The following is a 14,261-nucleotide window of genomic DNA, read 5'->3' on the forward strand; positions in this document are numbered from 1 at the left end:
CGGTCCTCAGGCAAAGCCCGCGCGCAGCAGGTCATGCATGTGCAGCACGCCCAGCGGGGCCTGCGGGCCGGCGCCGCCTGCGGGCATCACGAAAAGCACGGTCACAGGCGGGCTTACCTCGTTCATCTGCGCCATGGCTTCGGCTGCCAGCGCATCCACCGCAATGGTGCGCGGCGTGGTGGTCATGACATCGCGCGCGGCCTTGGACACAAGGTCGGGGCCCAGATGACGGCGCAGATCCCCATCGGTGATGATGCCGACGAGCCGTCCGTCCGCATCCGCCACGCCGGTGCAGCCGAGACCGCCTTCGGTCATCTTGGAGACGGCATCCGGCAGGGGGGTGTCCGGGGTTACCATGGGCACCAGGTCAGGCCCGCGCATCACGTCGCTCACCCGCACCAGCGCCTGGCCGAGGCGGCCACCGGGGTGCAGCTCGCGATACTTGTCCTTGGTGAAGCCGCGCCGCTCCATCAGCGCCACCGCTAGTGCGTCGCCCAGGGCGATCATCATGGTGGAGGATGTGGTGGGCGCCATGCCCATGGGGCAGGCTTCCTCCGCCGGGGCCAGGGTCAGCAGAATGGTGGCCGCCTTGGCCAGTGTCGACTCGGCGCGGGAGGTGATGGCGATCAGCGGCGTGTTGATGCGGCGGCCATGGGCGATGATGTCGCCGAGTTCCTGGTTTTCGCCGGAATTGGACAGCACAAGCAGGCAGTCGCCTCGCGTCACCATGCCGAGGTCGCCGTGGCTGGCTTCGCCCGGATGGACATAGTGCGCCGGCGTGCCGGTGGAGGCGAGGGTCGCCGCGATCTTGCGGGCCACATGCCCGCTCTTGCCCATGCCGCTGACAATGACGCGGCCCTTGGTGGCCAGCATGGCATCCACCGCTTCGCTGAACCGTCCGTCCAGCCCGTCGCGCAGCCGCGCTAGGGCGTCAGACGCCAGGGTCAGCACGCGTGCGGCAGCCGATGCGTCCCCCTCGGCGGGGGCGGTTTCAGGCGATGCGTCGGGCGCCGGAGAAGCTGTGTGAACCATGTAAGCAGGCCGCGGGCTGTGGCAGGCAACCTGACCCGCCCCGCCCAAGCCGGACGCGCGGGCAAGCAAGAAACTTGCCAGAAATCATCAATTGCGCCGGAGTATGGGTGTGCGACCCGTCCGGCGTCAACCAGATTGCCCAAAAATCGGGCGGATTCGCGGCATTGCCTGTCATCACCCGACACCGCTCCGGAGCCGCTCCGGAGCGGCTCGGTTTGGCTCTGGAAAGCTGGGAGAGAGAGGCGGCTCAACTGTGAGCAAAGATGTCCTCGTCCGGCCAGCCTGCCAGGTCGAGGGCGGCCCGGGTCGGCAGGAAATCGAAACAGGCCTGGGCCAGGTCGGCACGGCCTTCCCGCGCCAGCATTATGTCCAGCTTGTCCTTCATCTGGTGCAGGTAGAGAACGTCCGACGCCGCGTATTCGAGCTGGGCCGGGCTCAAATCGTCCGCCCCCCAGTCGGAGCTCTGCTGCTGCTTGGACATATCAACGCCCAGCAGTTCCCGCGCCAGATCCTTGAGGCCGTGCCGGTCCGTATAGGTCCGCACCAGGCGGGAGGCGATCTTGGTGCAATAGACCGGTGCGCAGGTGACACCAAGATATTTCGAGATCATGCCCACGTCGAAGCGGGCAAAGTGAAACAGCTTCACCGTGCCTGCATCGGCCAGCAGGGCCTTGAGATTGGGGCAGTCGAAAGTGGTGCGGTTGAGCTGCACCACATGGGCGTCTCCGTCGCCGGCCGATAGCTGCACCACGCACAGATCATCCCGGTTCGGATCAAGGCCCATGGCCTCGGTATCCACGGCCACGACGGGGCCGAGATCAAGCCCGTCGGGGAGATCGCCTTTGTGCAGGGTGATGGTCATCGATGAAGCTCCGGCTTGGATGCATTTGCCCCGTTACATATCGCGGCGCCCCCCAGCCGTCGAGGGCAGCATCATTCAGCCCACCTGCCGGCGCTCGCCCCCGGACCGCCGGTCCTCTGCCACGGGCTTGCTCTCCTTGCGTCGCTGGTCCTTGCGGTTGTCTACCTCAGGCGTCGACGTGCGGACGATGCGGCGGATGGTGCTTTCCAGCCCGTCAATGTCGTTCTTGAGCACGGAAGATGCCTCGGCGACATTGACCGCCACCTCATCCACCCGCGACAGGCTTTCCGAGATGCCGCCCACGCGGTCTGTCACCCGGCGGGCACCATCGGTGGACTGTTCGGCGTTGCTGGCGATCTCGGCCGCGGACGCGCGCTGCGTCTGCACGGCTTCGTCGATCTGTGCTGCGGCGGCATTGATCTGCTCGATCACTTCATGGATCTGGCTCATCGCGCCCACGGCTTCCTCGGTGGTGCCCTGCATCAGCGCCACCTGGGACGTGATCTCGGATACCGACCGCTGGGTCTGGGTGGCCAGCGACTTCACCTCATTGGCCACGACGGCAAACCCCTTGCCAGCGTCGCCCGCGCGCGCCGCCTCAATGGTGGCGTTGAGGGCCAGCAAATTGGTCTGCTCGGCAATCTCGCTGATGAGATTGACGACGGCTCCCACCTCGGTGGCTGCTTCCTGCAGCTTGCCCACCACCTGGCCGGTGCCGGTGGCCGTTGTGGCCGCGCGGTCTGCGGCACTGCGGGTTTCAGATACCTGGGCGACGACCGATTCAAGGGAGCTGTTGACCTCTTCCAGCAGGCGCGACACGGCTTCCGCATTGGCGGAGGCCTGCTCGGCGGCGTCCACCGCTTCCTTCTGGTTCTCACTCACCTCCTCACCGATGCGCTTCAGATCCTGGGCGCGGGCGGCGAGCGACTCGCCGTTTTCAGAGATGGTGACGACGGTGGTCTGCAACTCGCCTTCCACAGCGTCGGCAAGCGCCTTCAGGGCCTTCACCTTTTCTTCGGCGGCGATGGCCTCCTGGCGCGTGCGTTCTTCCTGTTCCTTTTCCCCGGCGATGATGCTGTCGCGGAACTGCACCAGCGCGCGGTTCATGGCGCCGATATCGTCCTGGCTCTGATCATCCACGAGGTCGATGTCCCGGTTGCCGCCGGCGATGGCGCGCAGATTGTCCACGAAGACACCCACACGGCGTGACAGGGGCAAGGCACCCGCAAGGCCGATGGAGGCGAAGACGATGATCACCATCACATTGGTGGCCACCAGCCAGAAGATGGCGGCATCAGCCGCACCCATCAATTCCTCGGTGCGGGTATGGATAGCCTCCGCCGTCCGGTCCTCGATACTGCGCATGGTGGCGAGCCACTGGGTGGCTGCCTCATACCAGTTGGCCGCCGTCAGGCCGTGCGTGTCGCGGGTGTCCTCCAGGGAGGCGAGGATTTCGCGCAGTTCCTCAACGCGGGCCACTTCCGGCTGGGCAAGCGCGTCAACGAGGATCTTCTGCTCCTGCTTGGAGGCAAAGCGGTGATATTCCTCCAGGAACACTTCCTCGCCGCGCAGCTGATCGCGATAGGCGCGGTAGCGGGCGGCATCGTACACGCCAGCCTCGGCATCATTCAGCAGGGACGCACCGTGAGCGCGTTCCAGGCTCGCGCTCTCCATGGTCTGCACCAGATAGAGATAAGGCAGCAGCAGCACCGTTACTTCCTGGGCCGGGCTGTACTCGGACGCCACTGCAATCACGTCGATCAGATGGCTGTTGATCGTGGAGTAGTATTCAAGGCTTTCCTCAACGGACACCTTGCGCCCGTCAACCAGGGCGCGATGGGCATCAAGCTGCTTCAGGTCCTGTTCCACATAGGCCAGTTTTTCGACCACGCGCTTGGGCAGGGCCGCCATGTCGGCCTTTGCCACATGGGCGCGGAAGTTCCGCATCTCGGCATTGGTCTTTTCGCGCTGGGTCGTGAGTTCGCCGCGGCGATCGGCGGCAAAGCCGCTTGAAATCACACCGACGGTGCGGCCGCGCTCGGACTGGAGTTCGTGGATAATCCCGCTCGCCGTCGTCGCGATATCCTGCAGCGGCACCAGGGCGCGCAGTTTTTCCTTGGAATCCAGCTGCTGATAAATCGCCTCACCGGCAAGGCCAATAATGGCCAGGTGAGGAAAAAGAACCAGCACGATCAGTTTGGTCTTGAGGCTCATCTGCATAGCACAATCCCCCGGCTGCACTTTTGATGAGACCACCTCAAACCAATTTAGTTAAATATTTCAGCTACCCAGCACACTTTCTGCGGGAATTCATTCCGCCTGCAGAAATCAAGGCCTAACCGGTCGCCCAACTATACTTTCAGTTGAACAAAGTATGCTTTGCTCGCATGGGTTGCGCAGTGCGTGCGGCCTTGCGGCGTGATGGAGATGGAGTATCGGGGATGAGATGGTGCCCAGGAGAAGACTCGAACTTCCACGCCCTTTCGGGCACTAGCACCTGAAGCTAGCGCGTCTACCAATTCCGCCACCTGGGCATCGCTGCCGGGCCCCTGCCCAGAGGCGGGGCGGCTGCGAAGGGGGCGAGTGATAGCGCCGCGCTGCGTGCGGATCAAGCCCAGAATGCATGCAAAGCCCGATAATCCGCATAGAATGCATTGCGGCCTGCCTTGGGGCCGGCAGTCACAGGATTTCGCGCGATGCCGCGCCTTCTCGTTCTCTCCGGCCTGCCGGGCACCGGCAAGACCACCCTCGCCCGCCCGCTGGCCCGGCGGCTTGGTGCCGTCTATGTGCGCATCGACACGATCGAGCAGGCCATGCGCTCCTCCGAGGTTGCTCCGGTTGAGGTCGAAGATCACGGCTATCGCGCAGGCTACGGCGTGACCGCCGACAATCTGGCCCTTGGCCGTGACGTTGTGGCGGAATGCGTGAACCCGCTGGCGATCACCCGCGCTGCGTGGCGCGAGGTTGCCCGCAAGGCGGGGGCCGACTGCCACGAGATCGAGCTTGTGTGCTCAGACCTGCACAAGCACCGCGCCCGGGTGGAAGGCCGCGTTACCGACATTCCCGGCCTCATCCTGCCGCGCTGGGATGACGTGCTGGCGCGGGATTATGAGCCCTGGCACGGCCCGCATCTGATGATCGATACCGCCGCCATGACACCGGACGAGGCCGTGCGCCACATCCTGCACCGCATCGGCCTGCACTCCTGAAACCGCCGACTAGAGAGGCGCGCGGAGCCGAAACGGGACGATCTGCATTTGGCCCATCACCGCAATGCCGGTAGGGCGAAACGCAAATTGTGATCCTCGCCAGGGCGCGCACATTGGTGGGGAAATCAATCATCACCAAAGGCCGCATCATGTCTCAGACCATTCCCGAAGGCTTCAGCCCTCACTTCCGCAAAAGCCCGCTCACCGACCCATGGGAGCCGCTTTATTCCCGCCTTCTTGAAGACCGCATCGTCCTCGGTCTGCGGGCTGATGAGCGGCACTGCAATTCGCGCGGCATCGTGCACGGCGGGCTGATCACGGCGCTGGCCGACAATGCCATGGGCCTGTCCTGCGTCGCTGCCTACAAGGCCAAGGGTTTCGACACCCCACCGCTTGTGACCATCACCCTGCATGTGGATTTCCTGCGCGCCGGCAGTGCCGGGCAGTGGATCGAGTTCTCCACCACCGCCATCAAGACCGGTGCCAAGATCGCCGCCGCCCAGGGCGTGGTGACGGCAGACGGGCGGGACAGCGCCTATTGCAGCGCCACCTTCTCCGCCGCGTAGGCTTTTCCCGTATCGTCCCCATTGCCGGACCCTTCTCTTGGGACAAACTGCCCTGCCCCCTAGGCGGGTGGGTGCGGCTGCGCTATTTACTGCTCTAAATGACTATGCGACGCGCGGCCTGAGAGGCTGCCTGCCGCCCCCCGGGGCGCGCAGGTGCCCGGCGAGAAGAGGGACATTCCATCGTGAGCGACAAGATCGTTACGGTATTTGGCGGATCGGGCTTTCTGGGCCGCCACGTGGTGCGGGAACTGGCGAAGCGCGGCTACCGCGTGCGCGCCGCCATGCGGCATCCGTCGCGGGCCGGCTTCCTGCGCACCATGGGTCTGCCGGGCCAGGTGGAAGCGGTTTACGCAGACATCCGCGATGACGAATCAGTCGCCCGCGCGCTCAACGGCGCGTCCATGGCGGTGAACCTCGTCGGCATCCTGTTTGAAAGCGGCAAGCAGACTTTCTCCGCCCTGCAGGCGGAAGGCGCCGGCCGCATAGCCTGGACCGCCAAGGCCAAGGGCGTTGAGCGGCTCGTGCATGTGTCGGCAATCGGTGCGGATACGGGCAGCGATGCGCAATACGCGGCCAGCAAGGCCAATGGCGAAGCCGCCGTGCTGGAGGCCTTCCCCGAAGCCGTGATCCTTCGCCCCTCCATCGTGTTCGGCAAGGGCGACGGTTTCTTCAACCGGTTTGCAGGTCTTGCCCGGTTCCTGCCGGCGCTGCCGCTGCTCGGCGGCGGGCACACGAAAATGCAGCCGGTCTATGTGGATGACGTGGCTGATGCGGTATGCGCGGCGCTGGACGACACGGGCACCTCGGGCAAGATCTATGAATTGGGCGGCCCGCGCGTCTACAGCTTCAAGGAGCTGATGCAGATCGTCCTTGATGAGACCCAGCGCAAGCGTCTGCTGGCGCCGGTGCCCTGGCCCATCGCCCGCCTCCAGGGCCGCATCCTCGGGCTGCTGCCCAATCCGCTGCTCACCCATGACCAGGTGAAGATGCTGGAAACCGACAATGTGGTGAGCGAGGCAGCCATCGCTGAGAAGCGCACCCTCGGCGACCTCGGCATCGAGGCGACCAGCGTCGAGGCCATTGTGCCCAGCTATCTGTGGATGTACCGCCGCCAGGGCCAGTATGCGGAAGATATCCGCCGCGAAACCGCGTCCTGATCAGCCCAGATACAGCCAGCCCAGCAATGCCGCCCCCAGCACCACCCGGTAGATGACGAAGGGGGTGAGGGAGATGTTTTCCAGAAGCCGCATGAAAACGGCGATGGAAAGCCAGGCGGCGAGGAAGGACAGGAAGGCGGCGATCACAGCGTCTGTCTGAAGGGTGGTGTTGCCGCTGTCGATCAGTTCCATGGCCGTCGCCGCGCCTGCGCCCAAGATGGTAGGAATTGCCAGCAGCATGGAGAAGCGGGCGGCTTCCTTGCGGTCGAAGCCCAGAAAGCGCGCCGCCGTCATGGTGACGCCGGAGCGGCTCGCCCCCGGCATGATGGCGGCGATCTGCGACAGGCCAATGATCAGCGCCTGCCCCCAGCTCATCTCACGCAAGGTGCGGGAGGTGCCGCCTGCCCGGTCGCCCCAATACAGCAACAGCGCGAAAACCATGTTGGCCCAGGCAATAGTTGCCGCGCCGCGCAGGCCGTCTACCAGCCCGCTCGACACCACCGCAAAGCCGACCACGAAGATCGGCACGCTGGCGCCGACAAGATAAAGCACAAGGCGGCCCGCCTCTGTCATTTCGCCGCGCAGCAGCATCCATGCGCCGCCGATAAGCTCCAGCACATCCTTGCGGAAGTAGATCAGCACCGCGAACAACGACCCCACATGGATCGCCATGTCGATCAGCACCCCCTGATCCGCCCAACCGGTCAGTTCATCCACCAGCGCCAGGTGGCCGGAAGATGAAATGGGCAGGAATTCAGTCAGCCCCTGGATGATGGCCAGGACGATGAGCTGGGAGAGGGGCATGGGCATGGTCCGGTGTGAGCGGCGGAAGGGCCTTGAGGCATCAGAGCGCGGGCGCGGTTTCATCAATACCCAAGAACGGCCACAAAACAATGATGGGAAGGGGATGATTGGGGGATGGCTTAACGCCGCAATTGGGCTATCTCCCTTGCCCCGCGAATAAGCTAGACTTGCTCACATTATGCGCCGCCTGCTTCACCAGCCCCTCGATCCCGTCTGCCGCAAGATCCGTCTGGCGCTTGCGGAGAAGAAACTCGCTTTCGAGACCAACACCGTGCGCCCCTGGGAACGGCGGGAGGAATTCCTCGCGCTCAACCCGGCCAGCGAGGCCCCGGTGATGATCGAGCCGGACGGGACCATTGTCAGCAATCACCGGGTGATTATCGATTATCTCGACGAGGTCTATCGCGACCCGGATGGCGGCCTCGTGCTGCTGCCCGGCGGGCCGGTGGAGCGCGCCGAGGCCCGGCGCATCGCCGAGTGGTTCGATGTGAAGTTCGCCGAGGAAGTGACACTCAACCTTGTCGACGAGAAGATCACCCGCCGCTTTCTGCCGCGCGACCTGGGCGGCGGCCCGCCGGACACGGAAGCCGTGCGCATCGGCATGCACAATGTGGGCTACCACCTCGACTACATCTCGTTCCTGGTGGAGCGGCGCAACTGGCTGGCCGGCGACATGCTGACCGTGGCGGACCTTGCCGCCGCGGCCCATCTGTCATCGGTTGATTATCTGGGAAATGTTCCGTGGGCGGATTTTCCAGAAGCCAAGGAATGGTATGCGCGCATCAAGTCGCGTCCGAGTTTCAGGGCTCTGTTGGCAGACCATGTGGCCGGTATGCCCGCAGCCTCGCACTACGCCAATCTCGATTTCTGATAGCCGGTCGGCGGCTGAGTCCTATTTCTCCACGTCCAGCGCCTCGAGCCCCTTGCGGGCATCCTTGAGGGCTGCAGCGTAGGGATTGTCCGGGTCCACATCGCCAACAAGGCGGGCCACGGCCACCCAGTCCGCGCGGGCGCCCGCATCATCGCCGCGGGCGAGGCGCAGCGCCCCCCGCTCGACCAGCGCGAACGGGTCTTCCGGGGCAAGAGACAGGGCACGGCTGATGTCATCTGCCGCCGCGTCATGGTCGCCGGTATGGCGGCGGGCGGCGGCGCGCAGCACCAGCACGTCGGCGGAGGCCGGCACAAGCGCCAGCACCTGGCTCAGATCGGCATCGGCTGCACCATAATTCCCTGCTGCGGCGTGCGCCCGGGCGCGGTCCGCCAGCAGCACCGGGTCTCCCGGTGTCAGCGTCAGGGCCGCATCAAGCGCCACCACGGCGTTCTCGCCGCTGCCCGCCAGCAGCCAGGCATTGCCCGCCTGCGCCAGTAGGTCAGCCCGGTCTTCCGGCCCGCCCGCATCAGGCGCATCGGCAAGGTCACCAAGGCGGATCGCGGCATCACCGAAGAGGCCAAGCTCCACCAGCGCCAGTGCCTCGCAATGGCGCGCGGCGGCACCGCCGCCATTGCCGCGCCAGGCGATGGCTTCGTCAAAGGCCTGGTCCGGGTCGCGGGCGACAAGCTTCAGGCAGTCGCGATAGCGGGCAGCACTGTCTAGGTTGTAGGCCGCCGGCTGTGGCGTGCCTCTGGCTTCCGCCTGCGCCGGTTCCTGAGCCAATCCCTGGGCATGGCTGTGGGCGGGCTGGAACACCACGAGCAGCAACACGAGCCCGGCGATCAGGGCGCCGACCCAGGCAAAAAACAATCGTGCGGCTTGCAACATCTCTTTCATGGGCGGTAGCGTCGCCCGCGCCCATGGCCTTTTCATGGCGGCGGTTTGGCAACTTCTTGCCTGCCCTCACAACCGCTTGATCCCGCTCACTCAATGCCGCTCACTCAAGGAGACATCGTGCCGCGTCTTTTCTGCTTCGGCCTCGGCTTTTCCGCCCTCGCTTTCGCCCGTGCCGTGCAGGCGCGCGGCTGGCAGGTGGCCGGGACCTGCCGCAGCCGGGACAAGGCGCAGGCCCTACGTGCCGAGGGTATCGACGCGCATGTGTTCGGGGATGATCCGCTTCAGGATTTTGCGTCCGCCCTCACCGGCACGACCCATCTTCTGGCCTCCGTACCGCCGGGCGACAATGGCGACCCGGTGCTCGCTGCCCATGGCGAAGACATCGCCGGCCTCAAGGACCTTGAGTGGATCGGCTATCTCTCGACGACGGGCGTCTATGGCGACCGTGACGGCGGCTGGGTCAACGAGACAAGCATGCTGCTGCCCACCACCGCCCGCGGCAAGAAGCGGGTGACGGCGGAACTCAATTGGGGCGACCTTGCCACGCGCATGGATGTGCCGCTGCACATCTTCCGGCTGGCGGGCATTTACGGCCCGGGCCGCAACCAACTCGTCTCCCTGCGGAAGGGCACCGCGCGGCGGGTGGACAAACCCGGCCAGGTCTTTTCCCGCATCCATGTCGAAGACATCGCCCAGATCCTCGAAGCGGCTGCCCTGTCGGGCCTGCCCGGCGGTGCCTTCAATGTCTGCGACGACGAAGCAGCACCGCCGCAGGATGTGGTCGCCTTCGCAGCGGAGCTTCTCGGCATTGAGGCCCCGCCGCTGATCCCCTTCGAGGAAGCAGAGATGTCGCCCATGGGCCGCAGCTTCTATGCCGAATCAAAGCGGGTGAAAAACGACCGCCTGAAAACCGATCTCGGCATCACCCTGCGCTATCCCACCTATCGCGAGGGCCTGAGGGCGTTGGCCGATGCAGGCGATGGCAAAGCCTGAAGCGACCCATCCCGTCGCGGGCGCGGATCAGGCGCCGGTTATGTCATCCAACGCCCGTGTAAGGCGGGCAATGTCGGCGGGTTCCGACAGTCTGTGGTCGCCGGACTTCACCAGCGTGTAAGTCACATCGTTCCCTTCCAGGGCCTCCACGATGTTGAGGGCGTGCTGCCAGGGCACATCGTCATCCCGCATGCCCTGCAGGATGCGCACCGGACAGGTAACGGGGATCACCTCCTGCATGATCAGGTGCTTGCGCCCGTCCTCGATCAGCTCGCGGGTGATCTCGTAGGGCTCGTCATAGTCCGACGGCTGTAGATAGCGCCCGGTCTCCATGATCTGGGTGCGAATGTCATCCGAGAAACCGGCCCACATCAGCCGCTCAGTGAAGTCCGGGGCCGGAGCGATCAGCACCAGCCCCTTGAGCCGGGCCGACTGTTCCCGAGCCGCAAGGGTGCGGGCTGCCAGCAGGGACAGCCAGCCGCCCATGCTGGAGCCGACGAGAATCACGTCGCCCTGCGCCAGCTCGTCCAGTACAGCCATGCCGTCATCGAGCCAGCGGGAGATCGTGCCCTCTGCGAAAGCACCCGACGAGGCGCCATGGCCGAAATAATCGAAGCGCACATAGGCCTGGCCGCGCGCCCTCGCCCATTCCTCGATGGCGGTTGCTTTTGAGCCCGTCATGTCGGACTTAAACCCACCGAACCAGACCACTGTCGGCCCTTTGCCGGGCGTTGCATGATATGCAAGCGTCTGCCCGCCGGGCCGGGCCAGTGTGCTGGGCTGGCCGGAGGTCGTATGCTGGTCTTGGTCGTCGGTCATTACACTGCCTTGCTGCTACTTGGGGTCGGAAGAACTAGACATGTCGCAGGAGCTTACAGCGCCAGGCGTGCTTCAGGTAATCCCGCAGCTGGACGCGGGCGGGGCGGAACGCTCCTGCGTCGAGGTGGCCAGTGCCGTCGCCGCGCGCGGCTGGCGCTCCTTCGTCGCCACCAATGGCGGGCGGCTTGAAAGCGAGCTGCTGCGGGCGGGCGTGACGATCTTCCACATGGATGCGGCCTCCAAGAACCCAATGGTGATGCTTGAGAATATCGGCAAGATCCGCCGCATCATCCGGGCCCGCGACATCTCCATCGTCCATGCACGCAGCCGCGCACCGGCCTGGAGCGCGCTTGCCGCCGCCCGCGGCGAGAAGGTGCATTTCGTCACCACCTATCACAGCAAGGTGCATCTCAAGCCGCGCTGGAAGGTGTTCTACAATTCGGTCATGGCGCGCGGCGACGCGGTGATCGCCAATTCCCGCTACACCGCTGACCGCATCATGATGGCGCATGGCACACCGGTCGAGCAGGTTCACCCCATTCCGCGCGGCTTCGACCTTGAAGCATTTGATCCGGATGGTGTGGACGAGACGCGCGTGGCAGCGCTGCGGGCGGAGTGGGGCGTGGAGGGTGATAACCGGCCCATCGTGCTGCTGCCCGCCCGCCTCACCCGCTGGAAGGGCCCGCTGCTGCTGGTCGATGCCGCCGCCCGTGCCAAGCTGCCCGCGCGCTATGTACTGGCAGGCGACGCCCAGGGCCGCACGGAATTCGAGGCAGAGGTGCGCAAGCGCATCGCAGAGCATGGCCTTGAGGGCGATGTCACCCTGGCAGGCCACGTAGATGACATGCCCGCCGCCTACAAGGCCGCCGACATCGTCGTCTCCGCCTCCCTTGATCCTGAACCCTTCGGCCGCATCGCCGTCGAGGCCCAGGCCATGGGTGCCCTGGTGATCGCGCCGGATCACGGCGGCGCGCAGGAGCAGCTGGTCACCGACCCGGCCCATGCCCGTACCGGTTGGCTGTTCGCGCCGGGAGACGCCGACGCGCTGGCAGGCACCATCGACGACGCGCTGGCGCTTGGTGCAGACGACAAGGCCCGCATGGGCGCCCGGGCCCGGCGGCACGCCATCGAAAGCTTCACGTCGGACGCCATGTGCGCGGCGACACTCAAGGTCTATGAGGACGTGCTCGCGTCATGAGCCGGGCGGACGTCACACGGGCCAGGCAGCGCATTCTGGTCATCAAGCTCGGCGCGCTTGGTGATTTTGCGCAGGCGCTCGGCCCCTTCGAGGCCATCCGTACTCATCATGATGAGCTGGATGCAGCTACCGGCGGCTCCGGCCATGCCCATATCACGCTGCTGACCACACCGCCCTTCCGCAAGCTGGGCGAGGATACCGGGTTCTTCGACGCGGTCTGGGATGACGGCCGGGCAAAGGGCTTCAGTGCCATGCTGTCGCTGGTCCGCCGCATGAGCTGGGCACGGTTCACCCGCGTCTATGACCTTCAGACCTCGTCTCGGTCATCGCTGTACTTCCACCTGCTGTGGCCGCGCACGGAATGGTCGGGCATCGCACGGGGCTGCTCGCACCCCCATGCCAATCCGCAGCGTGACCTTATGCACACCATTGACCGGCAGGCCGAGCAGCTGCGCGACGCCGGCATTGCCCACACACCGATGCCGGATGTAGCGCGCCTGCGTGGCACACGCCCTGCAGCGGAGCTTCTGGGCACAGACGCGCCCTATGGTCTGCTGGTTCCGGGTGCCGCGCCGCACCGGCCGGCCAAGCGCTGGCCCGCAGAGTATTTTGGCGAGGTGGCGCGAGCCTGGGCTGACCGGGGGCTGCTGCCTGTCATTGTCGGTACCGCGGGCGAGAAGCCCCTGGCGGACGCAATCCGCGCCATCGCGCCTTCCGCGCTGGACATGACCGGGGCGACCAGCCTCAACGACATCGTGACACTGGCCTTGGGGGCGCGTGCTGCTGCGGGGAATGACACGGGGCCCATGCATCTGGTGTCGCTTGCGGGCACGCCGAGCGTTGCGTTGTTCGGCAGCGACAGCGACCCTGCGCTTTGCGCGCCGCGCGGTGCATCCGTTTCGGTACTGCAAGCGCCTGAGATTTCAGCCATCACGCCGGAGGCCGTTAACGCGGCATTGGGGGCTTGCGTGGGAATCTCGGAGGCTGAGGCTTGAAAACCGCTGCGATTCGCGAAATATAAGCGGTTCAACACCTTTGTTTTCATTGGACGGGGCTTGCGGGACCATTTTGATCGACGTTTTCTCCCGCGCCGTCCTTACGGGAGAATAGCACGATCGCACGCCGCCCCAACATGGCGCCCCCTCCGAAGCAGGAGGGCCCGCGCGCCAATAACCAGATCAACGTTCCTGATGTCCGGCTGATTGACGCCGAGGGTGAGAATGTCGGTGTCGTTGCCACCGACCGCGCCATGGAAATGGCCCAGGAAGCCGGTCTTGACCTGGTTGAGGTGTCCCCCACCGCCAAGCCGCCTGTTGCCAAGATCATGGATTACGGCAAGTACAAATATCAGGCGCAGAAGAAAGCCGCTGAGGCCCGCAAGAAGCAGAAGACGGTCGACGTCAAGGAAGTGAAGATGCGGCCGAACATCGACACGCATGACTATGACGTGAAGATGCGCAACATGCTCCGCTTCTTTGAAGAAGGCGACAAAGTGAAGGTCACCTTGCGCTTCCGCGGCCGCGAAATGGCCCATCAGGATCTCGGGATGAAACTGATGCACCGGGTGCGCGACCAGGTGGACGAGATTGCCAAGGTGGAACTGCACCCCAAGCTTGAAGGCCGTCAGATGATCATGGTGCTGGCACCGCGCTAAGGGCGCGCCCACCATCAGGAAGCTGGAAAGGCCAGTGCTCCGACAGGCGGGGCGCTGGCCTTTTTGCGTTCATCCCCCTTTTCAGGTAGCCAATTACCACTATTGCGAGTCATTTGCATTATAAGTTATAGACCCCTCACCGGTGGCTGGCTGCCGGAAGCTGGGGGAAATTGACGCTAACCGCAGACAAACGTGGGAG

At 65.0% G+C, this 14,261-nt stretch carries 14 protein-coding genes and 1 tRNA gene; 8 read left to right on the top strand and 7 right to left on the bottom strand.

The window, feature by feature from the left end; translation table 11 throughout:
* Positions 1-6 precede the first annotated feature (6 nt).
* From HG718_RS12270 to HG718_RS12285, 4 genes are all read right to left on the bottom strand, one after another.
* Entirely contained in the window at positions 7-1,032 is a 1,026-nt protein-coding gene (locus HG718_RS12270; protein WP_160586958.1) for a KpsF/GutQ family sugar-phosphate isomerase, read from the bottom strand.
* A 247-nt stretch (positions 1,033-1,279) separates the two neighbouring features.
* Positions 1,280-1,894, bottom strand: coding sequence for a ribonuclease D (locus HG718_RS12275; protein WP_160586959.1), 615 nt, complete (start codon positions 1,892-1,894; stop codon positions 1,280-1,282).
* A gap of 75 nt (positions 1,895-1,969) precedes the next feature.
* Positions 1,970-4,108 (bottom strand): methyl-accepting chemotaxis protein, encoded by a 2,139-nt coding sequence (locus HG718_RS12280; RefSeq protein WP_160586960.1) that lies wholly within the window; start codon positions 4,106-4,108, stop codon positions 1,970-1,972.
* Between the two features lie 233 nt (positions 4,109-4,341).
* Positions 4,342-4,428, bottom strand: a tRNA-Leu gene (locus HG718_RS12285).
* A gap of 162 nt (positions 4,429-4,590) precedes the next feature.
* On the opposite strand from HG718_RS12285, the gene HG718_RS12290 reads away from it, so the two are divergent.
* From HG718_RS12290 to HG718_RS12300, 3 genes are all read left to right on the top strand, one after another.
* On the top strand, positions 4,591-5,103 hold the full coding sequence (locus tag HG718_RS12290; RefSeq protein ID WP_027845122.1) for a P-loop nucleotide/nucleoside kinase family protein: 513 nt from the start codon (positions 4,591-4,593) through the stop codon (positions 5,101-5,103).
* A gap of 149 nt (positions 5,104-5,252) precedes the next feature.
* A complete protein-coding gene (locus HG718_RS12295; protein WP_188658424.1) occupies positions 5,253-5,669 on the top strand; it encodes a PaaI family thioesterase in 417 nt (138 codons plus the stop codon).
* Positions 5,670-5,851: 182 nt separating this feature from the next.
* A complete protein-coding gene (locus HG718_RS12300; RefSeq protein ID WP_160586961.1) occupies positions 5,852-6,826 on the top strand; it encodes a complex I NDUFA9 subunit family protein in 975 nt (324 codons plus the stop codon).
* On the opposite strand, the gene HG718_RS12305 is transcribed toward HG718_RS12300, so the two are convergent.
* Positions 6,827-7,630: an undecaprenyl-diphosphate phosphatase gene (locus HG718_RS12305; protein ID WP_160586962.1), complete on the bottom strand. Its 804-nt coding sequence runs from the start codon at positions 7,628-7,630 to the stop codon at positions 6,827-6,829.
* Between the two features lie 178 nt (positions 7,631-7,808).
* Between HG718_RS12305 and HG718_RS12310 the strand changes: the two genes are divergently transcribed.
* Positions 7,809-8,501 (top strand): glutathione S-transferase family protein, encoded by a 693-nt coding sequence (locus HG718_RS12310; protein WP_027847060.1) that lies wholly within the window; start codon positions 7,809-7,811, stop codon positions 8,499-8,501.
* Positions 8,502-8,522: 21 nt separating this feature from the next.
* On the opposite strand, the gene HG718_RS12315 is transcribed toward HG718_RS12310, so the two are convergent.
* Positions 8,523-9,398 carry a tetratricopeptide repeat protein gene (locus HG718_RS12315; protein ID WP_160586963.1) on the bottom strand — a complete coding sequence of 292 codons (876 nt, stop codon included), beginning with the start codon at positions 9,396-9,398 and terminating at the stop codon, positions 8,523-8,525.
* Positions 9,399-9,515: 117 nt separating this feature from the next.
* On the opposite strand from HG718_RS12315, the gene HG718_RS12320 reads away from it, so the two are divergent.
* A complete protein-coding gene (locus HG718_RS12320; RefSeq protein WP_244624797.1) occupies positions 9,516-10,391 on the top strand; it encodes an SDR family oxidoreductase in 876 nt (291 codons plus the stop codon).
* Positions 10,392-10,418: 27 nt separating this feature from the next.
* Here HG718_RS12320 and HG718_RS12325 read toward each other — a convergent pair whose 3' ends face one another.
* Positions 10,419-11,210 carry an alpha/beta hydrolase gene (locus tag HG718_RS12325; protein WP_160586965.1) on the bottom strand — a complete coding sequence of 264 codons (792 nt, stop codon included), beginning with the start codon at positions 11,208-11,210 and terminating at the stop codon, positions 10,419-10,421.
* 40 nt (positions 11,211-11,250) lie between these two features.
* On the opposite strand from HG718_RS12325, the gene HG718_RS12330 reads away from it, so the two are divergent.
* From HG718_RS12330 to infC, 3 genes are all read left to right on the top strand, one after another.
* Positions 11,251-12,408, top strand: coding sequence for a glycosyltransferase family 4 protein (locus HG718_RS12330; RefSeq protein WP_160586966.1), 1,158 nt, complete (start codon positions 11,251-11,253; stop codon positions 12,406-12,408).
* Positions 12,405-13,403 carry a glycosyltransferase family 9 protein gene (locus tag HG718_RS12335; RefSeq protein ID WP_160586967.1) on the top strand — a complete coding sequence of 333 codons (999 nt, stop codon included), beginning with the start codon at positions 12,405-12,407 and terminating at the stop codon, positions 13,401-13,403. The genes HG718_RS12330 and HG718_RS12335 overlap by 4 nt, the downstream gene beginning before the upstream one ends.
* Before the next feature lie 137 nt (positions 13,404-13,540).
* Positions 13,541-14,062 carry a translation initiation factor IF-3 gene (gene infC, locus HG718_RS12340; protein ID WP_027838421.1) on the top strand — a complete coding sequence of 174 codons (522 nt, stop codon included), beginning with the start codon at positions 13,541-13,543 and terminating at the stop codon, positions 14,060-14,062.
* Positions 14,063-14,261 lie beyond the last annotated feature (199 nt).

Source organism: Pyruvatibacter mobilis (assembly GCF_012848855.1).
In the GTDB taxonomy this organism is placed as follows: Bacteria; Pseudomonadota; Alphaproteobacteria; order CGMCC-115125; family CGMCC-115125; genus Pyruvatibacter; species Pyruvatibacter mobilis.